Source organism: Zobellia nedashkovskayae, assembly GCF_015330125.1.
Classification (GTDB): domain Bacteria; phylum Bacteroidota; class Bacteroidia; order Flavobacteriales; family Flavobacteriaceae; genus Zobellia; species Zobellia nedashkovskayae.
Genome location: NZ_JADDXR010000002.1, coordinates 3,693,242 through 3,719,943, shown reverse-complemented (window position 1 = coordinate 3,719,943; position 26,702 = coordinate 3,693,242). Strand labels below are relative to the sequence as shown.

Sequence of the window (26,702 nt, the reverse complement as noted above, 5' to 3'; positions counted from 1 at the left end):
GTAACTCAAAACTTCATTTACTATTCTTATTTATCAATTCACCTGACTACTATTGCCTAAAATTGATGTTTATCTGAAAGAAGAAACACTTGGTCTAACGCTTCAAATTTTTTTATAAGGCTGTTAGTTATATACTCATAACTAAAATCCCTATCATGAAGTTTAAAAACCTACTATTTATCAGTACTTCCCTTTTGATTTTTGGCGCATGTTCTAGTGATGATTTACAAATTGATGTCCCAGATACGGATACCGAGCAACCGGAAGGCGAAGACCCGGAAGAAGAACAAGTACCTGGAAATAACGCTCCTGAAGCATTCAATCTTATAACTTTAGATAATGGTGCAGCAGATATTGATTTAAATCCGCTTTTAACTTGGTCTAGTGCTACAGACCCAGATGGTGACGAGCTTACCTATAAACTTCTTTTAGATATAACAGCATCACCAGAAACTATTCTAGCAGAAGATATAACAGCAACTGAGTTCTCTATAACCGAAGGTTTGGAACGAAACAAAGTATATTATTGGAAAGTTGTTGCTAATGATGGTAATGGAGGTAAAACCGAAAGTACCGAAATTTTTAGCTTTAGCACTAAGGGTTATACGTTTTCAGAAACTGCTTTAACCGCTAATGCGGAATTTAGTAAACGAAGAAATCATAGTATTACAGAATTTAATGGTAAATTATGGATGATAGGTGGTCAAAACGACAACTCAAATTACAAAGACGTATGGTCTTCTGTAGATGGGAAAACCTGGAAGTTAGTGGCAGAGGATCCTTTTGGATTTGGTGGTAAAAACAATCATACCGCTATCGTTTTCAAAAACAAGTTTTGGATTATTGGTGGAGGTTTTAGTGATATCTGGTCCTCTACTAATGGTATAGATTGGGTACGGAATGATTTATCCGGTCCATTTGGCTCTAGAGAAGGTCATTCTACCCTTGTTTATGATAACAAGTTGTGGGTTATTGGTGGAACTAAGGTAACTGAACAAATGAATGATGTTTGGTATTCTGAAGACGGAATAACTTGGACAGAAGCAGCATCTAGCACACAGTTCTCACCACGTACAGACCATACTACGGTAGTATTTAATGATAAAATGTATTTAATGGGGGGAACTACAATTCAAGATTTCTCACCTTTATTCTATAATGATATTTATACGTCTACAGATGGCATAAACTGGACGGAAGTAGCTACTGAATCTGTATTTGAAATTCGTGCTAATCATACCTCTTTAGTGTATGACAACAAAATGTGGGTCATTGGTGGCTGGCAAGCAGTAACGAATCAAGAAACTATGGAGCAAGACGTTGTTTCATTCGCAGATGTATGGTATTCAGATAATGGAACCCAATGGAATAAACTGAGCGGTAGCGATTCTTATACCGGAAGATTAGGACATGCCTCAACTGTTTTCGAAAATAAAATACTTATCTCTGGTGGATTGAATATTGACCAAGATGATAATCTTAGAAGTCATTACAATGATGTATGGGTCATTGAGTAATTAGAGTTCTACAAATATTAAAAAAGCCCTTTCTAACGAAAGGGCTTTTTACTTTTTAAGACTGTGGTTTTCTATAACCCATCTATGTAACTCCCATAAAGGTCTTTAAATTGATACCCTTCTGCGAATCTATTTTTACTAAGTTTTTTATGTGATACAAGTCCCCATAAAACCAATTCCTTCAAGAAGTACATATCTTCCTTTGGAAAATCTGGTTGATGCTCCTTTATCAGTTGACTCAGTTCAGGAATACTATCTAAAGTTCGTTTGTATTCTTCATCTGTAAACTCATCTAATAACTCAAAGCCTTCGCCTTGAAAGAACCAACTCAACAAATCGTCATAAGGAGTAGCTGCATCTTTTCTTTCCAATTTGTTTATCGCGGGAAAGTATTTTGGAAACAGGCTTTTTACAGCATCATCAATTAAAATTTCCGCTACACCATCTGCACCTTCTTGCTCACCTTCATAGACCAATTCTATCTTACCCGTAATGGCCGGGATAATCCCCATAAAATCGCTCAATCGTACCATAGTGCTACTAGCATCTGTCACTAAAGCTCTTCTTTCTGCAGTACTCAAAAGGTTTTCAAAAGCGGTGATACTTGTTCGTGCACTTACCCCACTTTTAGCATCTACATACTCGCTATCACGAGCTTCAAAAATAATCTGCTCAAGTAAATCTTTGGCCAAGTCCGGTACATAAACAGAATCCGTTTGGCGTGCATCAAGATGCGCTTCTTGTTCCGTGATTTTTCTAGCGGTTTCAATATCATCTGGATAATGGGTCAATATTTGTGAACCGATTCTATCCTTCAACGGCGTTACTATACTTCCTCTATTTGTATAATCTTCAGGGTTTGCGGTAAACACGAACTGAATATCCAAAGGTAATCTCAATTTGAAACCACGTATCTGTATATCTCCTTCTTCCAAAATATTAAATAGAGAAACTTGAATACGTGCCTGTAAATCCGGAAGTTCATTAATAACGAAAATACAGCGGTTAGCACGTGGGATCATTCCAAAATGAATTACCCTATCATCTGCATAAGACAATTTAAGGTTAGCTGCTTTTATAGGATCTACATCACCAACTAAATCGGCCACGGTAACATCCGGTGTTGCTAATTTTTCAGCAAAACGCTCATCTTTATGTAACCAAGAAATTGGTGTATCATCTCCTTTTTCTTTAATCAGTTCCATGGCGTATCTAGACATGGGTTTCATAGGGTCATCATTAATTTCAGAACCCTCCACTACCGGAATGTATTCGTCTAATAAATCTACCATTAAGTGAGCTAAACGAGTTTTAGCCTGACCACGCAATCCTAGTAAATTAATATTATGTCGAGATAAAATAGCGCGCTCCAACTCTGGAATAACGGAATCTTCATACCCCCATACTCCCGGGAAAGTTTCTTCCCCCTTCTTTATTTTTTGAATGAGGTTGTCTCGCAACTCATCTTTAATACTTTTTGTTTGATAGCCCGCAGCTTTTAATTCGCCAAGAGTTTTTATTTTTTTGTAATCTAATTTCATATGTTGCAATCTCTTTTTCTTAATCTATATAGTAAATCAAACCCTTATTGTTCCTATACTTAGAACTCTAGGCTTTGTCTATTTTAATCTCTTTCTTCTATTCGTTTCGTAATCTTCAAAAATCATTTCACCCAAACCTTGTAAACCTGTAAAGAATGCCTTGCCTTTGTTGGCTTCCGTAAAATGCCGGATAAACTGCATTAAATAGGCATCTTGTGCAATCATAAAGGTGGTAATAGGAATATGTAATTTCCGAGCCTGCCGTGCCATGTTATAACATTTCTCCACTATATATTCATCCAAGCCAACACTATTCTTATAATAAGAACCATCAGGAAGCCTCAAACAACTTGGTTTTCCATCGGTAATCATAAAAATCTGCTTATTGGTATTCCGCTTACGGCGCAACATATCCATTGCCAATTGAAGTCCAGCTACCGTATTGGTATGATATGGCCCTACCTTTAAGTACGGAAGGTCCTTTATGGGAATAGGCCAAGCATCGTTACCAAAAACCAAAATATCCAAAGTATCCTTTGGATAGCGAGTCGTAATCAACTCTGCCAATGCCATCGCCACTTTTTTTGCAGGCGTAATGCGATCTTCACCATACAGAATCATACTGTGGCTAATATCTATCATCAGAACGGTGCTCATCTGTGCTTTATGCTGCGTATCCTCAACTACTAAATCATCTTCATTTAAAGTGAAGCTACCCATACCATGATTGATTTGGGCATTTTTCAGACTTTCGGTCATTGAAATATGTTCTAAACCATCACCATAACGGTATTCTCGCAAATCGCCGGTATGTTCATCTCCTTGTCCAGATTTACCAGTTTTGTGATTTCCGGAACCACTCCGTTTAATTTTACCAAAAATCTGATCTAATGCACGTTGGCGAATAAGGCGTTCCATTTTAGCGGTAATAGAAATATTTCCTTTCCCACCATTTTCATCGCCCTCTTCTCCTTCTCCACCGGCAGCATCATCGTCAAATTCTTCCTGAATGTATCCTTTTGCCTTTAACTCCTCAATAAAATCATCAATCGTATATTCATCATCCGTCAGTTCATACTCCTTATCCAATTCGCGAAGCCAATCTATGGCCTCGTCAAAATCACCCGAGGTATGGGTTATGAGTTCTTGAAAAATATCAAAAAGTTTATCGAAAGGAGTTTGTTCCGGTGCTTCATACGTTGAAAACCGGAACCCTTTTCTTGTGTTCATAGCCATTATATAAAATTACTTAATAAAACCGTTAACACCTCCATTTTTAGGAAATGTTAACGGTTGCAGGCTATTGTCAGTCCAAAGTATAGCAACTTCGCTAATTTTTGAAGAGAAAGAATGTTTTAACTTATAATACCAAGAGGCGCTGTAGTTTTCCAAGCGCCGCGGGTAAAATCTGGAAATTCTTGTGGAGCACCGTTGGCTGCTACAGAAGATTCACTTAATGGCGCAACTGCACTCCAAAGACAACCTTCGTATACATTTTGATCCAAAGGTTCTCCGTTTCTTAAGCATTCTACAATACGGAATAGCATCATAAAATCCATTCCTCCGTGACCACCCATTTTTGTAGCAAGGTCTCCTACTCTCTTATATAATGGGTGTTCATATTTCTCATAGATTTTTGCCAAGCCATCTCCTTCTGCCCAGTGATGGTGGTCTTCAGTTGCGCCTTCAACACCACCTTCTATGGCTACACGAGTTGGGAATCCCGCCAAAGTACCTTTTGTCCCCTGTATCATATTATGACGCGTGTATGGCCGTGGACTTGTTTCATCCCATTGTACCATAATGGTTCTACCTAAATCGGTCTTTATAATAGACGTATTGATATCCCCTCCTTTATAATCTAGTTTGTTCCATTTATGATCCGCTGGAAAATTCTTTTCAGCGTACAAATGCCTACCTTTAGAAGGAGAAGAAAATGAGTTTATAAACTTAAAGTTATCATCAGTTCTACCTACGTTCATATATTGCGCCACAGGACCTAGGCCATGTGTAGGGTAAAGGTTTCCGTTTCTATTTGCATAATGTGGAGTTCTCCAAGATCCCGTACCACGGTCTACTTGATCCATTTGAAATCGTAATTCGTGAATATAGGCTGCCTCACCATGCAATAATTCTCCAATAGCACCTTTACGGCACATATTCAAATACAACAACTCATCTCTACCATAGTTGACGTTTTCCATCATCATACAGTGCTTTTTGGTCTTCTCTGAGGCATCTACAATTTGCCACATTTCTTTAACTGACAAAGCAATTGGGACTTCTACAAAAGCATGCGCCCCTGCGTTCATAGCCGCTATGGCCATTGGTGCGTGTAACCCCCATGGAGTAGCGATTATTACGGCATCTGGCTTTTCTTTTTCCAGCATTTTTTTCCAATCGTTTTCACCATCGGTGTATAACTTTATCTTTTTATGTCTTTGGCCTTTACCCGCTTCTTTACATACATCTGCAGACTTTTTGGCTAAGTCCTCATACAGATCGGAGATGGCAACAACTTCTGTATTTTCTATAGCCGCAATTTGAGCTATATGACCAGAACCTCTTTCACCTACACCAATAAAAGCAAAACGTACTTTATCTAATTTTGGGGCTTTAAAGTCACCCATGTATTGCGAAGAAAAAGGGCGCTCCGATCCTAGAAAATTAGCTTGGGAAATACTTGGTGTTAGAGCAATGCCCGCTCCCACCAATGATGTTTTTTTTAGAAAATTTCTTCTATTTGAGTTCATCTGTCTTTTTTTGTGAGTTGTTGTAGATATGAAACTACAATATAAAGAAGTTTTACCTAATCTGAACCCTTTTGGAGCTGTCACTAACAAAGTCTTACAAAGTGCCGTTTATTTTTTTGACAGCACATTTAGAGAACATATCTTCGTAAAAGATGATAAAAGAACAATGTTTAGGATTTTTAAATACGCCAGTCTTGTGGACGGGTGAGAAATTTGGGATAGAGCAATTTGTTTTTCCAGAATTGAATATGAACAGATTTCTTCCAAAGCCCATTTTAAAAAAATTGCGTTTAGGTCATCAAATGGAACATGTATTTACTCAACTTTTAATACGAAACAGCACCTATGACCTGGTCCTAAGTAACCAACCTGTAAAAGATGAAAAACGTACCATTGGCGAAATCGATTTCATCCTTAAAAACAGAGAGACAAAAAAACTGATTCACGTGGAACTGACCTATAAATTCTATATTATAGACCCCACGATTTCAGAACCCATCCACCGATTAATTGGACCGAATCGTAGAGATATGTTCTTTACGAAAATGGAAAAAATAAAAGACAAACAATTTGCTCTTTTACATTCCGAAAGTGGGATTAGAACATTATCTGAAACAGGAATAAACCATGGAGAGATTGAGCACCAGGCGTGTTTTAAGGCACAACTCTATACGCCTTTCTCAAATAATACAGTGGACATTACCCCATTAAACAAAGAATGTATATACGGCTATTGGTTAAGGTTCAATGAATTTGAAAAGAATGCATTTAAGCCTCATAAATACTACATTCCTAGCAAATCTGAATGGGTAATTGAACCCCATAAAAAAGTACGTTGGTCATCTCATTTTGAAACCTTAATGGAAGTAAACTTGCGCAACCTAAATGAAAATGCACCTATGCTCTGGATGAAAAAATCCGATACCGAGTTCGAAAAGTTTTTCGTGGTTTGGTGGTAATCTATCAGTATTGAGTATTTAGAACAAAGTATTGAGTGCTCCAAAAGGCCGTCTTCGATTGCTAGACCTAGTTTTTAGACTTCACTCTTTCTTCCTTCATTATTTAATACATTGTACTAAATAATAAATACTTAATACTCAATACTAACTACTCTATACTAACTACTCTATACCAACTACTCTATACTGAGCACTCACTCAAACGTATAACTTGCTTTGTTTACTTCTGTCAATCTAAAATAGCCGTGCGCGTAATTATCTGGGTTTGTTAGGTTGATGCAGTTTCCTTTTACAGCTACTGGCGTGGCAGAAAAAATACCTACACCACCTATTTGATCTATTAAAATATCCATATAACCATAATAAGCTTCTGAAATACCGTACATTTCTATGGTCACCACATCCCCCGGAGCAAGAGCTTCTATTTTATCTGTGTCTTCATCTTCTTCAATTTCATACCACCAGTCAAGTTCGTTTCCATTTACAAATTCATCATCACCTACCTCAAATTCTGGCAGTAAATCTCCTTGCTTTTGGAATTTAAAAAGATAAAAATTATCCTCGTCTTCGGGATCTGTAAATTCTACATGTAGCTCTAGTTCCTCATCATCAAAACCATCCTCAAGTCCTTGGTATAAATCTGTGATTTCCGTAACCGTCATCATTGTTTCATTTGCAGTATAGGTTTCTCCGTTATGAATAACTGTAAGGGTGTATGATTCATTTAATATAGGCACGAATTCAGAAGTAGTGTATTCTCCATTATTTTGGCCTGTAAAGACAAATTCAGCACCGCTTACATCATTAGTTACAGAAACAGATGCGCCTGTAACAGCTGTGTTACTAGTAGTTTCAAAAAATTCGGTAGATGTACTCAATTTTACGACCTGTTCGTTTCCAGTAGTACCCTTTTCCCAGTCTAAAGAGGCTTGAATTACCAATCGGGATTGTCCTTCTTGTACTTCCACATCAATAACATCAGTACAAGACATAATTGATGTCATTAAAATTAATACGATGATTTTTATATAGTTGTGCATGTTTCTAAAATTTAAAATTATAAGTTATCGAAGGAACGATTCCAAAAATAGCCGTTCTGGTGGCTTCATTCGCTCCAGTCTCTAAATTCTGACCAAAAGAAATAGATGCGGCATTTTTACGATTATAGGTATTATAGATACCTAAAACCCACTCCCCTTTAAAACGTTTTTCCGGTTTACGATTCGGTTTGTAATTAACCGATAAATCTAAGCGGTGATAAGACGGTAAACGATCAGAATTTCTATCCGCATAACTAGCCACAGAAATACCCTCATATTCATACTGCCCATTTGGGTAGGTTACCGGCCTACCGGTCTGAAATACAAGATTGGCACCAAAACTTAATTTATCATTCATCTTATAAGCCCCAGAAATAGAAATATCATGGGTTCTATCATAAGGGGTGTTATACCAATCCCCATCATTAATTCCTAATCCACCGGCAATACCACCTGGAGTTCGTTGTTCTGATTTTGACAAAGTATATGCAATCCACCCCGTGAAGTCGCCTTCATTTTTTCGTAATAAGAGTTCAAGACCATACGCTCTTGATTCCCCTGTTAAGATTTCGGTTTCTATGGTATTTTGCCCTATTAGATCAGACCCATCAATATAATCGATTCTATTATCTGTATTTTTAAAATAGACTTCGGCCTCCATGGAATATACTTTATTCTTAAAGTTCCTGAAGTATCCTAATGCATATTGATTGGATAATTGTGGCTTTATAAATTGGCCGCTTGGTGCCCAAACATCCAATGGTGTAGCAGAAGAAGTATTAGATAGCAAATGAATATATTGAGCAACTCGCGAAAAACCTGCTTTTAAGGAGGAGTTGTCATTTAAAACATACGCCAGAGATGCTCTAGGTTCAAAATTTCCGAATTTTTCTATGGCATCTCCTTTTTCATAATTGGTCTCCCCTATTGCGGTTCCTCGTTCATAGATATCCAAAGTGGGATTATAGACTACAGGTTGTTCGTTGGCATAATCAACCATTGCCTGCCCACCAAGTCTTGTAAATCCACTATAACGCAACCCGTATTGGGCGGTTAACTTATCGGTAAATTTATGTTCCGCATTAATATAGACTCCGCTTTCTATTGCTTTTTTACTATCTAATGTAAATGGATTTACCGCTGAAGTTTCTGAAGTTGGACTGATTTTCCCTGGATCAAAATCATAATAAATACCACTTGCCCCAAAATCTAGTTTAAACTTATCACTCAAATAATATTTAAAATCATACTTCAGGTTATAATTTGTGATGGAAGAAACCCAATCAAACTCTGCAGTAGTAATTCCTAAATCATAATCATACTTACTATAGACTGCTGAAAGGTTCGAAAAAAGCCGGTCGTTAAAAATATGGTTCCAACGCAAATTCCCTGTTGAATTACCATAACTACTTTCAAAATTCTCTCCTAGCTCAAAAGAATCCCTTCCAAAATAACCAGAGAGATATAGTCTGTTGTTCGTATTTATTTTGTAATTCGTTTTTAAATTTAAGTCATAAAAGCTGACACTGTTGTCCTCACCTGCAGCTTTTAACAATAAATCGGCATATGAGCGCCTTCCCGCTATTAAAAATGAACCTTTCTCTTTGAACAACGGTCCTTCTAGCGCAAGACGACTAGATATGATTCCAATTCCTCCCGTTGCAGCAAATTGCTTGCTATTACCATCTTTCTGACGGACATCTAAAACCGAAGATACTCTACCGCCATACCTAGCAGGAATTCCTCCTTTGTACAATTTAACATCTTTTATAGCATCTGCATTAAACACAGAAAAGAAACCGAACATGTGCGAAGTATTGTAAATAATGGCCTCATCCAATAACACCAAGTTCTGGTCACCTGCGCCACCTCGTACATGAAACCCACCAGTACCTTCTCCATTATTGGTAACCCCAGGAAGCATCTGTAATGACTTTAGAATATCTACCTCACCTAAAACAACGGGCATTTGCTTGACAGTTGCTATATTCATTTTAGCAACACTCATTTCCGGTTTTCGCAAAACGGCTCTTTCTGGTTCATCTGCACTAACCACTACTTCTTCCAGCTCGGTTGAGGCTTCTGAAATTTCAAAATCGAACTGCTGGCTTTTATCCAATGTAACCGCTTGGTATTTGTCTGAATACCCCATATAAGAAATATGTAGGCGATAGTTACCTTCCGGAGCCGTAATGGAATAAAATCCATACTCATTAGTCACCACTCCTATTGTTGTCCCTTCCAAGAATACGGATGCACCAAAAAGGGTTTCACCATTCACTTGGTCAGTTATTTTTCCGCTTACGGTATAGTTTTCCTGCGCCATACTATAGGCGCTTATAAGCAATAGCAGTAGGCTTAAAAAGTTCTTTATCCTTTGCCTAACCACCTTTTGAATTCTTTTTTTGATCATTTTATTTTATTTCGATTGATGAACACCTCTATGGACAACTAAACTTTGATAAGGTTGCATCTCTTTGTTTTTTTCTCCAATTATATAAGTACGAAGCTAGTAAATCAGAAAAATATAAATCCTATTATATTAATATCTTAGCATTAAAATATTCCTCCCTAAATGCAACCCTTGCAACTTTTGCTTGTCTTTGCTATTGAAACCTAATTGTAGAGAACAAATAACCCTCTTTAATTAATTGAAAACCGAAATCCGTTTTACGCATAAGTCACTTGTTGAAAGCAGCAAGTCTGGCGATAGAAACTCGCAGTACCAGCTGTACGAGCTCTACGTAGATGCTATGTATAACATTGGGATGCGATTTTTAGGGGTCAAAGAAGATGCTGAAGACATTGTGCAAGACAGTTTTGTAGATGCTTTTAAAAATCTGCACAGCTTTAAATATGAGTCAACTTTTGGAGCATGGCTTAAACGGATAGTCATCAACAAAAGCTTAAATCATCTAAAAGTGAAGCGTCTTCCTTTAGCCGCCATGGATGATCATGAGTATCATCTAACGGAAGAAATACATAATGACCCGGTAGATGCAATTGATATTCAAAAAGTTAAGATGGGTATTGAAAAACTGCCTTTAGGTTACAAAAATATTATCAACCTGTATTTACTGGAAGGCTTTGACCATATAGAAATTGGTGAAGTGTTGGGCATTACAACATCAACCTCCAAATCACAATATCACAGGGCAAAAAAGAAACTAGTTGAAATTATAAACACCTTATAATGGACAATTTTGAAAAACATATCAGGGCCAATAAAGAGGCTTTTGATGGCCAAAAGGCAGATCGCGCCAAGCTTTGGGCAAATATAGAGGCCCAACTTGAACCTTCTAAACCTAAAGTAATCCCGCTATGGAAATCGCCTATGCTGCGTATTGCGGCAACTGTACTTGTTATCCTAGGAATTTCTGGGCTGATCGGTATCTCGTTTCTAAATGGCTCTACGAATGAGAACAATTTTGTATCCAAAGAATTACAGGATATAGATATGCATTACAAGGGCTTGGTATCCTACCAAGTACAATTGGTTAAGAATAATGACAAGCTATCAGACGCAGATAAAGAAGAGTTTTTATCCTTTATGGATGAACTAGATATCGAATATGAACAGTTGAAGTTGGAGATGAAGAACAATTTAGATAATGAACTTGTATTAGAAGCTATTGTTTCTAACTACAGAAAGCGCATAGAGCTTATAGAGAACCTATTGCGACAGCTAAACGAATCAAAATTAAAAGATGAGGATTATGGATACACTTTATAAAAAACTGCTCCTTTTTGTTGCGGTGCTCGTCTTTGGCCTTCCAGTCATGGCCCAGGAAAAAGTGTCTAAAAAGGTAACCAAGACCTACGGGTTTACCAACGCAGGCGAAATTCATTTAGACAATAAATATGGTAATATTAATATTTACGGATGGACCAAAAATGAAGTTTCCATTACAGTGAATATTACCGTTACCCATAAAAAAAGAGACAACGCCCAAGAGCTTCTAGAGCGAATTAGACCTATTCTTCGCGAAAGCGATGATTTTTTATCCGTTGGTTATGAGATTGGAGAAAACAATTCAGGATTCTTTTCCAACCTTTTTGAAAAAGCAAACCCGTTTGATTTTGACCGAAGTAATGTTCAAATAGATTACAAAGTATACATGCCCGAAAAGGCTGAAATAGAAATCATAAACAAATTTGGAGATGTTTTTATCGAAGGTTGGCAAGGTGTTTTAGAAGCCGATGTTCAACATGGTGATATGTGGATAAATGAAAATTTAAATAAAGCCGACATTACCCTGAAATATGGAAAGCTAAGAGCCAAAAACATCAATTATGGTAATCTAAATCTAAAAAACGGAAGATTGGATATGGACGATTCAAGTACCATGCGCCTAAATAGTAATGGTAGCGAAATAGATATGCATGTGGTTGGTTCCTTAGAGTTCTATTCCAATAAAGATGAAGTTGATTTAGAAGAAGTAAGCACACTTTACGGAGTGATAAAATTTAGTAATATTCAATTGCGAAGATTAGCAAAAGATATCGATTTGATTTTAAAAGTATCAGATTTTACGGTAGACTATATTCAAACTCCAAGAGCGAATATTACTATTGAACAAGAATCATCTGAAGTAAGTCTTAATATCACAGATTTCCCTCACGAATTCAATGCTGTACTGGAAGAAGGTCTTGTACGCCTACCTAAAACGTTTCATGATGTAGATTCGGAGATGCTGGACAAAGGCAAAAAACTTCGTGAAATAAAAGCAATGTACGGTAAAAATGCACAAGGTCATATTTCTATTACCGGTAAAAAAGGTGTGGTTTTGTTAAAGGAGTTGTAAAGTAGATTTTAGAATTGAGTGGTTGGTAAAAACTATAAAATTTACTTTCTCTCTCCGCTATAATTCTAGTTACTTCTGAGTTCAACAAACCCGCATAATTGCGTCAAGTTTTAAAAGGCATGAAACTACAAATTATAGAAAATATTAGGCCCTATACTACCATTGAACTTATCTTTTTTAAAAAAAAATTCATTTTTTATGCAACTATTTTAGCCTTGCGTTGTCTATTAAGTAATCAATCAAAAAACGAACAGTAATGAAACAACTTAGAATAAGCCTTTTAGCATTAGTATTAGGGGCTACCTTTTCAAGTTTTGGACAAGATGAGACCGACGAATATCTAGAATTTAATGACCGAAAAAATGTAGTTCACGGTGTATACTTAGGTCTTGACCTTGGAGTTGGAGAAATAGACGGAGAACCTTCTTACACTGGCGGAATAAAGGTAGCCTATGTTGCTAATCAGCAATTTGAAGTAGGCTTTGCCGGTACTTTTCTCTATTCCCAACAAGATTTATTTAACAACACCTTATCTCGTAATGAGGATCTCATTGGTGCTTATGGCGGTCTGCATCTAGAGCCTATTTTCTTTAGCAAAAAAAGAGTTAACCTTTCATTCCCCCTTTTATTAGGAGCAGGTGCTGTTGGTTATATCGAAAATAACTTTCATGATGAAGAATACGAAGAAGAACTCACCGAAGATGATGTTGATGTTGTTTTCGTAGCCGAACCTGGTGTAAGTGCTCTTTTTAATATCTCTCGCTACTTACAATTAGAAGCAGGCCTTAAATATCGTTTTTCTAGTAGAATTGAACTTCCCCCAACACGCACTACTCGTATTAATGGCTTTTCGGCCGGAATAGGAGTTAAAGTGGGTATTTTTAATATGGGTCGTAATAGATACAAAAAGAACATACAATGAAAGCAACAAACGAAAAAATCTGTCCGCATTGTCACGATGTTATAGAAACACAACATGTATTCAGTGAAAACAACCAAGTATTTCTTAGAAACGATTTTACCGGTAGTTCCTCAACTAAAGAAGAATGGTCACCCATTAACTTTCAGTGGATTCCTGTAGTTAAGCTTCAGGAGCGTTTAGTAAACGTCTAAAACACCACAATTCATCAATCTGCTTTCCCTTAGGGCGAGCTTAAAACAATCAAAATGAAAACAAAAACGATTTTTATCGCCATGGCCGTGGCATGCGGAATATTAACGTCCTGTGATTATGACCATGTAAGAGCCTCAGACGAAATTACTACCAAAGATTTAACAATTTCTGATTATGACAAATTAAAAGTTTCTAATGCTTTTGATGTCTATATTACCTTTTCGGAGGACAAAGAAGAAATCCGAATAGAAGCCAATGACAACTTACAAGAACGTATTGTAGTAGCTAGAGAAGGAAATGAAATCATAATTAAACTTAAAAAGTTTACCACTGTTAGTGGAAATCCAACGTTAAAAGCTTTTATTACTACTAGAGATATTTCAGAATTTGACCTCTCTGGTGCAGCAAGCATTACACTTGAAACTCCTTGGGATATAACAAAAGGAAAAATTGAACTTTCAGGAGCATCAGATTTTACAGGAGAAATTATTGCTAATTTTCTAGAAGTAGATATGAACGGTGCTTCTAAAACAGATATTTACGGTGAGGTAAAATCCCTACACGCAAACCTTTCAGGAAGTAGTGACCTTAGAGATTACGACCTTCAAATTGAACGTCTAAATATTGACCTTTCAGGAGCTAGCGAAGCTTTCCTTACCGCAACTGAATCTATTGATGTTGATGCTTCTGGAGCAAGTACACTGAACTACAAAGGCAGTGCCATCGTTAACCACCAACGATTAAAAGGTGCTTCACAATTAAAAAATAGAAACTAGTAAAACGACTATTTGTGTCGTTTTACTAGTTCTGCTTCAATGTCTTTTAAGGTGAAACCTTTTGCCTGAAGTAATATTAAGTAATGGAAAAGTAAATCTGCACTCTCGTATAGAAAGAGGTCATCCTTATCATCCATGGCCTCTATTACCGTTTCCACAGCTTCTTCCCCTACCTTTTGGGCTATTTTGTTTATGCCCTTTTCAAATAAAGAGGCAACATATGATTTACTAGAATCCGAAGCTTCACGGCGCTGTGTTATAACTTCTTCCAATTGAGATAGAAATCCAAAATTTGAAGTGTTTTCTTCATTCCAACACGTATCTGTTCCTTTGTGACAGGTAGGCCCTACAGGCTTTACAAAAATTAAAAGTGAATCGTCATCACAATCATTTTTGATATCTACCAGCTCAAGAAAATTTCCACTCTCCTCTCCTTTGGTCCATAAACGTTTTTTAGTACGACTAAAGAAAGTAACTTTTTTGGTCTCTTGAGTTTTATCAAAAGCCTCTTGGTTCATATATCCCAGCATTAAAACATTCTTGGTTACCGCATCTTGAATGATTGCCGGTACGAGTCCGTCTCCGTTTTTATTGAAATCTATTTTCATTATTTTTATTTTAAGCAAGTGCGAATTTAACTGCGGCGTAAGCGTGTTCCATGGTCGTATCTATTACCGCTATACTGCAATCTTTTTGTTGAATGAGCAACGGTATTTCGGTACAACCTAAAATAACACCTTGTGCGCCTTCTTTTGCGGCCTTGCTAATGATATCTAAATATTTGTTTTTTGATGCTTCGGTAATAATGCCCTTAGACAGTTCTTTATAAATTACCTCATGAACCACTTCCCTATCTTCTTTTGAGGGTATTAGTACTTCTATTTGAAACTGATTCTTGAGGATATCTTTATAAAAATCCAGCTCCATAGTATATTTTGTACCCAATAACAGTACTTTTTTGCATCCTTTGGCTTTTACCGCTTCTCCTGCTACCTCTGCAATATGCAAAACAGGAACAGCTATTTTCTGCTCAATTACAGGAACACTCAAATGCATGGTGTTCGCACAAATGAGAATAACTTCCGCACCGGCATTTTGTAAACGCAAGGCAATGTCCGCCATCTTCTCGTGCAAGGAATCCCAATCTCCTTTGCTCTGTTTTTCGGAAATCTCTGCAAAGTTAACAGAATCAATAAGACACTCACAAGAACTAGAGCCCCCTAAAATTTCCGCTACTTTTGTATTCAAAAGCTGATAATACAACTGCGTTGACTGCCAAGTGATGCCTCCTATTAAGCCTATTTTTTTCATTATCTCTTATTTCGTGTTTAGAGTCCAATTCAAACTTATAATCGTACCGGAATTCCGTTATCTTTTAACTCTTCTTTTAAATCTTTAATGCCGATTTCCTTAAAGTGAAAGACACTGGCTGCAAGCGCTGCATCTGCTTTTCCTTCTACAAAGGTATCCGTAAAATGTTGCATATTTCCTGCGCCACCCGATGCAATTATGGGAATGTTCAATTCCGTGCTGAGTTTGCTCAACGCTTCGTTCGCAAATCCGTCTTTGGTACCGTCATGATCCATTGAGGTAAACAATATTTCACCAGCTCCTCTTTCTTCTACTTCTTTGGCCCATTCAAACAGTTTACGTTCCGTGGGTACTTTTCCGCCAACCAAATGCACAATCCATTCACCATCTATCTGTTTGGCATCAATAGCTACCACAATACATTGCGAACCAAATTTTGCCACCAAGTCGTTTATTAACTGCGGATTCTTTACTGCCGATGAATTTATGGACACTTTATCCGCTCCATTCTGCAAAAGTATATCTACATCTTCCACCGAAGAAATTCCGCCTCCTACAGTAAAGGGAATGTTCACTTTTTCTGCTACGTGATATACTAATTCCGCTAAAGTTTTACGCTTTTGTTCGGTAGCTGAAATATCTAGAAAAACAAGCTCATCTGCTCCTTCTCTACTGTAAATTTCTGCTAATTCCACCGGATCTCCTGCATCACGTAAATCGACAAAGTTTATTCCCTTTACAGTTCTACCGTCTTTTATATCCAAACAAGGAATTATTCGTTTTGCTAACATATTTTTTAATCTTTAGCACCTTTACTTGGCACCGTTCTTTAAATTCAAATCGGTTCCCTTATAAAAACCAAGGTCTTGATTTTTCAATTGTTTTGTGTAAAAAGCAATTTGGCCCGTGTGATAGGAATAATGTTCTACCGCATGCAAAACTACACCAATACCCGAAAAATAGAAACCTTGTACTTTACGCTTACGAACTAATTGTTCTACAGAAGCATCGTTGATTATTCTTTTGGCAATCTCTACAGTTTCTGTCAGTTTTTCAACCAACTCTTCTTTGCTATATATTTCCTTTGCCGAAAACTCTAAGTCACGGTCTCGTTTATCTTCATTTTCTCCTAAAGAAGAAATTACATATTGGGTAATATTTCCGCATAAATGCAGTATTAAATTACCTATACTGTTCAAAGATTCATTTGGACGTTTCCATAGCTCCTCTTCTGAAAGCTGCGCTACCGAAATACGATTCATTCGCGTACTTTCATCAATACGATACAAAGCGTTCTGAACAAATTCCTCTTTAAATTGCTCCTCCATAATTACATGGATATTATAAAATCCTCTAATTGCTTTAAGCTGATTCTATTTTCATAAATAGCTTTCCCGATAATAGTTCCTTCACAACCCATTTCCGCAAGCCTAGGAAGTTCGTCAAAAGTAGAGATACCGCCACTAGCAATTAGTTTTAGTCCCTGGGTAACATTCCCCCCAATTTCACTCATAGTTACCTTACACTCCTCCAAAATCTTCTTATATAAGTCAAAAGATGGACCTTCCAACATACCATCTTTAGAAATATCGGTACAGATTACATAAGCAATACCTTGTTCTTGATAAGATGATATAAAAGGAATTAGTTCTTCCTTAGATTCTTCTTGCCAGCCTGAAACGGCTACTTTCTCATCTTTTGCATCCGCTCCTAAAATTATTTTTTCGGCACCATAAGTTTGAATCCAACGGCTAAAAGTTACCTTATCCTTTACAGCAATACTACCTCCAGTAATCTGATTAGCACCACTTTCAAAAGCAATGCGCAAATCATCATCCGTTTTGAGTCCACCACCAAAATCGATTTTCAAACTAGTATTAACAGCAATTTGCTCTAAAACTTTATGGTTAACAATATGCTTGCTTTTAGCGCCATCCAAATCTACCAAATGCAAATATTCAATACCATGGGACTCAAACTCTTTGGCAACTTCTAACGGATTCTCATTATATATTTTCTTGGTATCATAATCCCCTTTTGAAAGGCGAACACATTTACCATCTATAATATCTATTGCTGGAATTATTCTCATTAATTAGTAGTTAGTAGTTAGTAGTTAGTAGTTAGTAATTAGTAGTTAGTAGTTAGTAGTTAGTAGTTAGTAGTTAGTAGTTAGTAGTTAGTAGAATTTATAAAATTCAATTGAACTATAAAAATCTCTAATCTAATAGCCATATCTCATTACTCAAGTCGCATTACTCAATACTATTCAAAAAGTTCGCAAGAATCCTTTCTCCTACGTCACTACTCTTTTCAGGATGAAATTGGGTGCCATAAAAATTGTCTTTCGCTAAGGCAGCGCTATATTTTAGTCCGTATTCAGATTCCGCTATGGTTTCTTTGCACAAAGGTGCATAAAAGCTGTGTACGAGATAAATATGGTCTTTTTCGTTGACATTTTTAAATAGATCCGACTTTAGATTGGCAATCTGATTCCATCCAATTTGTGGCACTTTAACCTTATTGTTGAATTTGACTACGTCCACATCAAAAATACCAAGACCTTCTGTGTTTCCTTCTTCGGAAGAGTGACACATGAGCTGCATTCCTAAACAAATACCTAGTACTGGTTGTTTTAAGTTTGGTACAATCTTGTCTAGTCCACTTTCTCTCAGTTTAGCCATGGCGCTACTGGCCTCACCTACTCCCGGAAAAATAACCTTGTCAGCAGATTGAATCTCTTCTACATCACTGCTCAGAACCGCTTCATAGCCCAATCGCTTGATAGCGAATTTGATACTTTGAATGTTTCCTGCGCCGTAATTTATAATTACTATTTTCATTTATTTAGTATTGAGTATCAAGTAATGAGTACAGAGCAAATATTAAAAACTTAATACTTTGTACTCAATACTCACTACTATTTTAAAGCATTCCCTTTGTACTTGGCAACACCATTTTTTCTACATCACGTTTCACGGCCATTTTAATTGCCTTTGCAAAGGCTTTAAATATAGCCTCAATTTTGTGATGTTCGTTTTTACCTTCTGCCTTTACGTTTAAGTTCGCTTTAGCGCCATCTGTAAAAGATTTAAAGAAATGATAGAACATTTCTGTAGGCATATCACCCACCATCTCACGATTAAATTCGGCATCCCACACTAACCAGTTACGTCCACCAAAATCGATAGCCACTTGCGCTAAACAATCATCCATTGGCAAACAGAAACCATAACGCTCAATGCCCATTTTAGAGCCTAATGCCGTGTGAAATACTTCTCCCAAGGCAATTGCGGTATCTTCAATCGTATGATGTTCATCTACTTCTAGGTCACCATTTACTTTAATTTCCAGATCCATTTGACCATGACGAGCCAATTGATCTAACATATGGTCAAAAAATGCTAATCCTGTTTTGATATCACTTTTACCGGTACCATCAAGGTTTAAATTGATGTAAATATCAGTTTCGTTGGTCTTTCTATGCGTTTCTGAAGCTCTTTCCTCCAATTTCAAAAATTCGTAAATCTTTTCCCAATCATTACTTTCTAAAGCAATAACCGAGTCCAAATCATTTCGTTTAACAGTGATTTCACCTGTACCCAAGTTAGTATCATCATTAATGAAGATTCCTTTTGAACCTAGATTTTTTGCTAATTCAATGTCCGTTAAGCGGTCACCGATTACGAATGAATTCTTAAGATCATAGTCTTCCGAAAAATATTCAGTTAGCAAACCAGTACCTGGTTTTCTGGTATTTGCATTTTCATGCGGAAACGTACGGTCTAGAAAAACCTTGTTAAAAACGACGCCTTCATTCTCAAAAGACTTCAATATAAAATTATGAACCGGCCAAAATGTGTCCTCAGGAAAAACATCTGTACCAAGTCCGTCTTGATTGGTAATCATTACCAGTTCGTAATCCAATTCTTTGGCGATTTTTCCTAAAAAGGTGAATGCCTTTGGATAAAAAATCATCTTGTCGAACGCATCTATTTGTTCGTCAATAGTCTCTTTAATTATCGTACCGTCTCTATCTATAAATAAAACTTTCTTCGCCATGATATGGTTTCTTGAACTTATGGTTTAGGTTAGCTTGTTAAGCACTTTTATTAATTTTTTATTTTCTGCTGGTGTACCCACGGTAAAACGTAAAGTATTCTCGCAAAGCGGTTGGGTGGTCCTGTTACGAACTACCACGCCTTCTGCCAATACTTGGCTATATCGTTTATTGGCATCATCTACTTTAGCCAGCACAAAATTGGCATCAGAAGCATATATTTTCTCTACAAATGATACTTCACGCAAAACTTTAAGTAATTGCTCTCTTTCATTTAATATACCGGATACTTCATTTTTTACAGATTCCAAGTCGAGCACTCTTTTCAAAGCTTTTTGCTGTGTCAACTCATTGACGTTATAAGGCGGCTTTATTTTATTGAGCGCTGCTATTATTTCTTTGGAAGCAAGGCAAATTCCCAAGCGAATACCGGCCATTCCGTATGCTTTGGAAAGCGTTTGTGTCACCACTAAATTTGGAAATTCGGACAATTTAGAAACCCAACTTTCGCTCTCTGCAAAATCAATATAAGCTTCATCAACAACTACCAATCCATTGAATTTATTCAATAAATTAATCATAATATACTCACTGAAGACATTCCCGGTAGGGTTATTTGGAGAGCATAAAAACAACAGTTTTGAGTGTTCATCAACCGTATTTAAAATCGCTTCTACGTCTGGCTGAAAATCTTCGGTTAACAAAACCTCCCTATTCTCTACCGTATTAATTCCGGACAATACTTTGTACATGCCATAAGTTGGAGGTAAAGAAATTATATTATCAATTTTAGGCTCGCAAAAAGTTCTGAAAATTAAATCTAAAACTTCGTCACTACCGTTACCTAAAAGGATGTTTTCTACAGCGATTTCTTTCTGTTCCGCCAAAACAGATTTTAAGCCTCTTTGCTGTGGGTCTGGATACCGATTTACTCCATTCTCATACGGATTTTCATTCGCGTCTAAAAACACCATCTCAGAACCGTCTGAAACGTATTCATCACGGGCAGAACTATACGGACTCAATCCTTTTACATTCTCCCTGATTAAGTTTTGTATGTTGAATTGCTTATTCATTTTTTAAACTATTAAGACGTAAGGTAACCGCATTTTTGTGCGCATATAATCCCTCGGCCTCAGCCATAAGTTCTATAGAAGCGCCAATTTCCTTAATACCAGTTTCATTAATTTTTTGAAACGTCATACTCTTCATGAAACTATCCAGGTTTACACCACTATACTGCTTGGCGTAACCGTTGGTAGGCAACGTATGATTTGTACCCGAAGCATAATCACCTGCACTTTCCGGTGTATAATTACCGATAAATACGGAACCTGCATTCTTAATATTGGTAACAAAAAAATCCTCGTTTTCTACACAAACAATGTAGTGCTCAGGGCCATATTCATTGATAAGGTCATTTGCCGTTTGGTCATCGGCAACATAAATCAACTTACTATTGGCGATGGCTTTCTCTGCTATGTCTTTTCTTGGAAGTTCCGGAAGCTGTTTTTCAACCTCTATCTCCACTGCATCAATCATAGCTTTAGATGTGGAAACCAAAATGACTTGACTATCAACACCATGCTCCGCCTGGCTTAATAAATCCGAGGCTACAAAAGCGGGATTGGCCGAATCATCAGCAAGTACTAATAACTCGCTGGGTCCTGCAGGCATATCAATAGAAATACCATATTTAGTCGCTATCTGTTTCGCCACGGTAACAAATTGATTCCCTGGGCCAAAAATCTTGTAAACCGCTGGAACGGTTTCAGTACCAAAAGTCATAGAAGCAATTGCCTGTATACCACCTACTTTAAATACTTTCTTAACTCCGCATAAATGAGCCGTGTAAAGAATAGCTGGGTTGATTTTCCCTTCTTTATTAGGAGGCGAACATAATACCAACTCTTCACAACCGGCAATAGTAGCTGGTACTGCGAGCATTAAAATAGTAGAAAACAAAGGCGCCGTACCGCCAGGAATATAAAGTCCTACCTTTTGGATAGGCCTTTTTTCTTGCCAACATTGCACGCCATTAGCTGTTTCAACTGAAACCTTACTCGTCTTTTGAGCTTTATGAAAAACTTCTATGTTATTCTTTGCCAACTGAATGGCATCTTTAAGTTCTTGAGAAACTAGAGCTGATGCCTCTTCTATTTCATTATTGGAAACTACAAGGTTCTCAATAACAACACCATCAAACTTTTCTGTATACTTTTTTAAGGTTGCGTCTCTATTGTTCTGCACCTCTCTAAAAATAGCTTCTACGGTCTGCTCTATATCCGCTACGGTTTGTGTTGGGCGCTCCAAAACGGCACTCCACTCCGACCTATTTGGATTATATATCTTATTCATTTTCTTTACTCTAAATTCTTGATCATGTGGTATCCTAAAGGTTCAAATCCGTGACGTTGCCAAAATTTAATTCCTTTTTTATTCGCAATATAAGAGTTGAGCTCTATGCTATTACCACCTATACTTTTTGCATACTCAACAAGCCAATCCATCATAAGTTTACCAACTCCTCTACTACGGTATTCTTCGTTTACAAATACATTGTCTAATTCAATATGTTTTCCCTTGTACAGTTTCTGCAAAAGCCATATGCCGCAACAAGCTATTAATTTTTGCTTGTCATATACTCCTAAACATTCATATCCTCCCATGGTTAACATAGGCTGTAAACGGCTTTTTAATACTTCCTCAGAAAACTTACCATCGTTCAACTTAAAGACCAAAGGCAGAATAGATTCGATTTTATCGTAAGGAATCAATTCTAATTTTAAATTACCCGCCATACCAGATAATTAAAGTACCATCTTCTCAATAGGACAAACCAAAATACCTTCTGCACCAGCTTGTTTTAACTCATCAATAACATCCCAGAATTTATCTTTATTTATAACCGTGTGAACTGAGCTCCAACCTTCTTCTGCCAATGGCAAAACAGTAGGGCTTCTCATTCCTGGCAACAACTTCAATACCATATCAAGTTTGTCATTGGGAGCATTCAACAATACGTATTTAGAACCTCTGGCTCGTAATACAGATTGAATACGAAATTGTAATTTCTTTAGTAGCTCTCTTCTTTCCTCAGAAATTTTTGGTGAAACTGCTAACACAGCTTCACTAGTGAGCATCACTTCAACTTCCTTTAAATTGTTCTTGAACAACGTGCTACCACTTGAAACAATATCGCAAATAGCATCTGCTAAACCAATATTTGGAGCAATCTCAACAGAACCACTGATAATATGTAAATCGGCATTTACGCCTTTATCTTTTAGGTAATTAATTACCGTATTTGGATATGAGGTTGCTATACGTTTACCTTCAAAATCCTTTACAGAATTATATTTGAAAGATTTAGGCACCGCTAGAGAAACTTTACACTTAGAAAACCCAAGTTTTTCTGCAATTGAAATATCCTCTCCTTTTTCAATTAAAACATTCTCTCCTATAATTGCAATATCTACCACGCCATCTCTTAAATATTGCGGTATATCTCCATTTCTAAGATAGAAAACCTCCATTGGAAAGTTTCTAGAAGATGCTTTGAGTTGGTCCTTTCCATTATCAATGGAAATTCCACAATCCTTTAAGATTTGAAGGGAATCCTCATTTAATCTTCCCGATTTCTGAATAGCAATTCTAATTTTTTTCATTTTTAATTTGTTGTGCTTAAACAATCAAAATTGGATTAAATACAAAACCCGTTTGATTGCTCAAACGGGTTTTTAAATATGTTGCACTACTACAATACATTCCTACCTCGCCTGAGCGTGAATATGGAAATGATGATGTGTAGTTCTGTTTTTCATTATGCTGTAAATGTAAAATCTATTTTTCATTTCTCAAAAGAATAGTTGCAAAATAAACAAAAACTATGCAACTGCTTTAACTTTAAACATATTTAGTTGTTTCCTAAAATCAAAGGTAAGCCAGATTCGCCACTACCTACAACTACCACTTTAGCATTTGCAGATTGCGCCAACTTCAATGTAGCGTCAATACCTTTGTCCTGCAGGATCTTATCTGTAAGCGAAGCACTTAAAATTTTGTTAGCATCTGCCTTACCTTGAGCTTCAATGGTTACTTTTTCAGCCTCTTTTTTAGCGGTGACTAATCTAAACTCGTATTCTAGAGACTCCTGCTCTTGCTTCAATTTTCTTTCAATTGCGTCCTTAATCGTTGGCGGCAACGTAACATCTCTAACCAATATTTCATTCAATTGAATATACTGCCCTGACACAATTTTTTGAGTCTCGTCAAATATCTCCTGTTGAATAGCATCTCTTTTGCTTGAATATAACTGTTCCGGCGTGTAACGCCCTACTACCGAACGAGCTGCAGATCTAATTGTTGGCAACAACACCCTTTGTATGTAATCTTCTCCTTTTTCTTGATGAAGCTTCCCTAAATCATTACGAATTGGCTCAAACCATGCTGATGCCTCTAATTTAATATCCAAACCATTACTAGACAATACATTCATTTTTTCAAGAACCTCTTGTTGTCTCACTTCGTAAACAGTAACTCTATTCCAAGGTGCCACAATGTGAAATCCCTCGCCCATTGGGGCTTCATCCGTCACAACCCCACCACCGAACGTTTTATATAAAACACCAGCCTGACCTGAGTCTATAGTTACAGTAGATTTTGAAAATAAAATAATAACTACAATAAATCCGAATATTACTGGTAATGCAATCTTTGGTAATTTGTCCATTTATATTTGTTTAAATTAATCCGTTATATTTTCTTAAAAACCATTCTAGCGCGAGAGCAAAAACCATGAGCCCTAACAATAGTCTGAAATCTATCAAAGATACGACATTTTGCTTGTTTTTCTGGGTTGGCAGGTAACGATCATCACTTAATAAATCCTGGGTCAAATCGCTATTTTGAGTAGGATAATATAAGCTTCCCCCTGTGTTCTGAGCTAAACGTTGTAACTTTTTATCATCGGTAGCCAAAAACTGTTTTTCAACATCAAAATCTAGAATTATAAAACTTCCTGATTTGGATAAGTTTTCTTTTTTTACAACTACCGTAAAATCATATTTGCCAGGTTGTAAATTACTAAGGTCCGCTTCATAGTAATTGCCTTTCAACAACATCGGAACCTCCGTATTTAATTTTGACTCTAAGTTTTTCAACCTAAGAACTATTTCTGCATTAGCATCAAAAGCAAAGGCCTTATCAAAATAAGTCGCTGAAATTCTTGTTTCGTTACTCCCAGCATAGATATTCTCATAATCCAAGGTAAGTCTCTGACGGGATTTATTAGTTCCCAAATACAAAACAAGCTTACCAATTAGGTCATCGAAATTTTTGAAGCTCTGCGCGTTTCTATAAGTTTGCATGCGCCATTTCCAAATATTTTCCCCAAATAATACCGCATCCCTTTTTTCGTTTCCCTCAAAAACAGCTAACAAGGGTTGTTTTAGATTGACTCCCTTTATTCGTTGCGTCAATAAAATATCATTTTTTCCATTTAGTATTATATCCCCCAAAGTACTCTGAAGCGGAGGAAAATCATCCACCGAAAAATCTGTACTACTAAAAAGACTAAAGCCGGTATTTAAAACGCCAAAGACCTCTTCTTCTTGATTGTAACTATTTTTAGTAAACTCCTTTTGTGAACTATTCAGGAAACGCCAATCGGTTTTAGGCCCGGTGACCGTAAATGTATTAGCTTGCTTTTTTTCTATATAGTCGTACAGCTTTTTGAATGATGCGTTAGGCTGATAAAGAATAAAAAGGTCAACCTCTTCCCAGTCTTTTGAATTGCCATTAGGTTTCATTATAGTAACTGAACGCTGACCATTACTCTCTATTGATTTCTTTAAAGCTCCAACATCTGGATGTAGAAGGCTAGAAACTAGGGCTATATTCGTTTTCTCATCTATAACCTCTACAACTACCGTTCTCTTATTATTAGCCTTATTACGCTCGTTTTTGAGCTCATCAATCGAAACCTGAAGGTTTTTAGTTCCAACGGAATTCGCTTCTAACAATGTATTAATTACAGCACTGTTATTTGTTTTCGAAAAAGAAACGTTTTGCCGGAATACTGTTTTTCCGTTTAAGGAAACCTTTACGGGAACACTTATATCTTCTGTACCTGTATAAGAAACATAAATTTCGACAGGATATTTATTCTTAAGAAAAGCGTATCGATTGGTGTTTATCTGAGAAATAGCAACATCTTCATATCGTGTGGTATCACCAACGGCAATGGGATAAACAGGAAATTGTTGTTGTTCATTTTGAAAATCATAATCTCTACCTAAAGTCTGATTACCGTCCGTAATTAGAACGATAGCGGAATTGGTAGCTGAGTACACCTCTTTTAAAGCAGAAAGCGCTTTTGAAATATTGGTGTTCTTTTCCAGAAATGACAAACTATCATTCTCTGTTAAAGCAGCTCCAAAACTATATTCTTGAATAGAAAAGCGTTTATTGAGTTCACCGCTTTTCTCTATATCATCTATAGTCTTCTCTATAACTTGTTTAGATGAAGCAACAGATGAGGAATTATCAGTTAAGATAATGAGATTAGCCTTCTCGGTGGTGTATTCGTTTTTTGTAAATTTTGGATTTATGAGTAATAGAAACCCGCAGAAAAAAGTGATAAAACGTAAAAAAGCCAAAGCTATATTAAGCTTGCCCGTACGTTTGCTTTTGTAGAAATATTGAAACAACACCAACGCCAGCGAAACAATTGCAGCCAAGATTATGTAGAGAATCGTTTGGGTGTTCATTAAGGAACTTTCTTTTTTAAACTATAAAGTCCGGAAATACCATAATGCACTTCCGG

Annotated in this window: 26 protein-coding genes; 8 read left to right on the top strand and 18 right to left on the bottom strand. The window is 36.7% G+C overall.

The genetic code is table 11. The features are described 5' to 3' along the window. Positions 1-155: 155 nt before the first annotated feature. Positions 156-1,517, top strand: coding sequence for a Kelch repeat-containing protein (locus IWB64_RS15170; RefSeq protein ID WP_194534807.1), 1,362 nt, complete (start codon positions 156-158; stop codon positions 1,515-1,517). Positions 1,518-1,588: 71 nt separating this feature from the next. Here IWB64_RS15170 and IWB64_RS15165 read toward each other — a convergent pair whose 3' ends face one another. The 3 genes from IWB64_RS15165 to IWB64_RS15155 form a co-directional block, all read right to left on the bottom strand. Continuing rightward, positions 1,589-3,058 carry a magnesium chelatase gene (locus IWB64_RS15165; RefSeq protein ID WP_194534806.1) on the bottom strand — a complete coding sequence of 490 codons (1,470 nt, stop codon included), beginning with the start codon at positions 3,056-3,058 and terminating at the stop codon, positions 1,589-1,591. Between the two features lie 78 nt (positions 3,059-3,136). Next, positions 3,137-4,294, bottom strand: coding sequence for a vWA domain-containing protein (locus tag IWB64_RS15160; protein WP_194534805.1), 1,158 nt, complete (start codon positions 4,292-4,294; stop codon positions 3,137-3,139). Positions 4,295-4,413: 119 nt separating this feature from the next. Beyond that, positions 4,414-5,811: a Gfo/Idh/MocA family protein gene (locus tag IWB64_RS15155; RefSeq protein ID WP_194534804.1), complete on the bottom strand. Its 1,398-nt coding sequence runs from the start codon at positions 5,809-5,811 to the stop codon at positions 4,414-4,416. A gap of 152 nt (positions 5,812-5,963) precedes the next feature. Between IWB64_RS15155 and IWB64_RS15150 the strand changes: the two genes are divergently transcribed. Further along, positions 5,964-6,770 (top strand): DUF1853 family protein, encoded by an 807-nt coding sequence (locus IWB64_RS15150; protein ID WP_194534803.1) that lies wholly within the window; start codon positions 5,964-5,966, stop codon positions 6,768-6,770. Between the two features lie 194 nt (positions 6,771-6,964). Here the strand turns inward: IWB64_RS15150 and IWB64_RS15145 are convergent, their stop codons facing one another. Both IWB64_RS15145 and IWB64_RS15140 read right to left on the bottom strand, forming a co-directional pair. Continuing rightward, positions 6,965-7,810: a DUF4249 family protein gene (locus IWB64_RS15145; protein ID WP_194534802.1), complete on the bottom strand. Its 846-nt coding sequence runs from the start codon at positions 7,808-7,810 to the stop codon at positions 6,965-6,967. 4 nt (positions 7,811-7,814) lie between these two features. After that, entirely contained in the window at positions 7,815-10,223 is a 2,409-nt protein-coding gene (locus IWB64_RS15140; protein WP_194534801.1) for a TonB-dependent receptor, read from the bottom strand. 238 nt (positions 10,224-10,461) lie between these two features. Here IWB64_RS15140 and IWB64_RS15135 point away from each other — a divergent pair, with 238 nt between their 5' ends. From IWB64_RS15135 to IWB64_RS15110, 6 genes are all read left to right on the top strand, one after another. After that, positions 10,462-11,004, top strand: coding sequence for an RNA polymerase sigma factor (locus IWB64_RS15135; RefSeq protein WP_226975907.1), 543 nt, complete (start codon positions 10,462-10,464; stop codon positions 11,002-11,004). After that, the gene (locus tag IWB64_RS15130; RefSeq protein WP_194534800.1) at positions 11,004-11,543 is read left to right on the top strand and encodes a hypothetical protein; all 540 of its coding nucleotides are present in this window, start codon (positions 11,004-11,006) and stop codon (positions 11,541-11,543) included. Before IWB64_RS15135 ends, IWB64_RS15130 begins: the two co-directional genes overlap by 1 nt. Then, positions 11,527-12,615: a DUF4097 family beta strand repeat-containing protein gene (locus IWB64_RS15125; protein WP_194534799.1), complete on the top strand. Its 1,089-nt coding sequence runs from the start codon at positions 11,527-11,529 to the stop codon at positions 12,613-12,615. The genes IWB64_RS15130 and IWB64_RS15125 overlap by 17 nt, the downstream gene beginning before the upstream one ends. 256 nt (positions 12,616-12,871) lie before the next feature. Beyond that, positions 12,872-13,537: a hypothetical protein gene (locus IWB64_RS15120; protein ID WP_194534798.1), complete on the top strand. Its 666-nt coding sequence runs from the start codon at positions 12,872-12,874 to the stop codon at positions 13,535-13,537. After that, positions 13,534-13,728 carry a hypothetical protein gene (locus IWB64_RS15115; protein WP_194534797.1) on the top strand — a complete coding sequence of 65 codons (195 nt, stop codon included), beginning with the start codon at positions 13,534-13,536 and terminating at the stop codon, positions 13,726-13,728. Before IWB64_RS15120 ends, IWB64_RS15115 begins: the two co-directional genes overlap by 4 nt. Before the next feature lie 54 nt (positions 13,729-13,782). Further along, on the top strand, positions 13,783-14,505 hold the full coding sequence (locus IWB64_RS15110; RefSeq protein WP_194534796.1) for a head GIN domain-containing protein: 723 nt from the start codon (positions 13,783-13,785) through the stop codon (positions 14,503-14,505). Positions 14,506-14,513: 8 nt separating this feature from the next. Here the strand turns inward: IWB64_RS15110 and hisIE are convergent, their stop codons facing one another. The 13 genes from hisIE to IWB64_RS15045 form a co-directional block, all read right to left on the bottom strand. After that, positions 14,514-15,113, bottom strand: a complete 600-nt coding sequence (gene hisIE / locus IWB64_RS15105; protein ID WP_194534795.1) for a bifunctional phosphoribosyl-AMP cyclohydrolase/phosphoribosyl-ATP diphosphatase HisIE — start codon at positions 15,111-15,113, stop codon at positions 14,514-14,516. Between the two features lie 10 nt (positions 15,114-15,123). Beyond that, positions 15,124-15,816, bottom strand: a complete 693-nt coding sequence (locus tag IWB64_RS15100) for an aspartate/glutamate racemase family protein (protein WP_194534794.1) — start codon at positions 15,814-15,816, stop codon at positions 15,124-15,126. Positions 15,817-15,851: 35 nt separating this feature from the next. After that, positions 15,852-16,607: an imidazole glycerol phosphate synthase subunit HisF gene (gene hisF, locus IWB64_RS15095; RefSeq protein WP_194534793.1), complete on the bottom strand. Its 756-nt coding sequence runs from the start codon at positions 16,605-16,607 to the stop codon at positions 15,852-15,854. 21 nt (positions 16,608-16,628) lie between these two features. Beyond that, on the bottom strand, positions 16,629-17,144 hold the full coding sequence (locus IWB64_RS15090; RefSeq protein WP_194534792.1) for a DinB family protein: 516 nt from the start codon (positions 17,142-17,144) through the stop codon (positions 16,629-16,631). 2 nt (positions 17,145-17,146) lie between these two features. Further along, the gene (hisA, locus tag IWB64_RS15085; RefSeq protein WP_194534791.1) at positions 17,147-17,908 is read right to left on the bottom strand and encodes a 1-(5-phosphoribosyl)-5-[(5-phosphoribosylamino)methylideneamino]imidazole-4-carboxamide isomerase; all 762 of its coding nucleotides are present in this window, start codon (positions 17,906-17,908) and stop codon (positions 17,147-17,149) included. 163 nt (positions 17,909-18,071) lie between these two features. Next, positions 18,072-18,659, bottom strand: a complete 588-nt coding sequence (gene hisH / locus IWB64_RS15080; RefSeq protein WP_194534790.1) for an imidazole glycerol phosphate synthase subunit HisH — start codon at positions 18,657-18,659, stop codon at positions 18,072-18,074. An 82-nt stretch (positions 18,660-18,741) separates the two neighbouring features. Next, positions 18,742-19,878, bottom strand: coding sequence for a bifunctional histidinol-phosphatase/imidazoleglycerol-phosphate dehydratase HisB (hisB, locus tag IWB64_RS15075; protein WP_194534789.1), 1,137 nt, complete (start codon positions 19,876-19,878; stop codon positions 18,742-18,744). Between the two features lie 24 nt (positions 19,879-19,902). After that, positions 19,903-20,952, bottom strand: coding sequence for a histidinol-phosphate transaminase (gene hisC, locus IWB64_RS15070; protein WP_194534788.1), 1,050 nt, complete (start codon positions 20,950-20,952; stop codon positions 19,903-19,905). Beyond that, positions 20,945-22,234 carry a histidinol dehydrogenase gene (gene hisD, locus IWB64_RS15065; RefSeq protein ID WP_194534787.1) on the bottom strand — a complete coding sequence of 430 codons (1,290 nt, stop codon included), beginning with the start codon at positions 22,232-22,234 and terminating at the stop codon, positions 20,945-20,947. The genes hisC and hisD overlap by 8 nt, the downstream gene beginning before the upstream one ends. A 5-nt stretch (positions 22,235-22,239) precedes the next feature. Beyond that, a complete protein-coding gene (locus IWB64_RS15060) occupies positions 22,240-22,677 on the bottom strand; it encodes a GNAT family N-acetyltransferase (RefSeq protein ID WP_194534786.1) in 438 nt (145 codons plus the stop codon). Positions 22,678-22,686: 9 nt separating this feature from the next. Then, positions 22,687-23,544, bottom strand: coding sequence for an ATP phosphoribosyltransferase (gene hisG / locus IWB64_RS15055; protein WP_194534785.1), 858 nt, complete (start codon positions 23,542-23,544; stop codon positions 22,687-22,689). A 248-nt stretch (positions 23,545-23,792) separates the two neighbouring features. Continuing rightward, entirely contained in the window at positions 23,793-24,608 is an 816-nt protein-coding gene (locus tag IWB64_RS15050) for a prohibitin family protein (protein ID WP_194534784.1), read from the bottom strand. A 10-nt stretch (positions 24,609-24,618) separates the two neighbouring features. Next, on the bottom strand, positions 24,619-26,646 hold the full coding sequence (locus IWB64_RS15045) for a vWA domain-containing protein (RefSeq protein ID WP_194534783.1): 2,028 nt from the start codon (positions 26,644-26,646) through the stop codon (positions 24,619-24,621). Positions 26,647-26,702 lie beyond the last annotated feature (56 nt).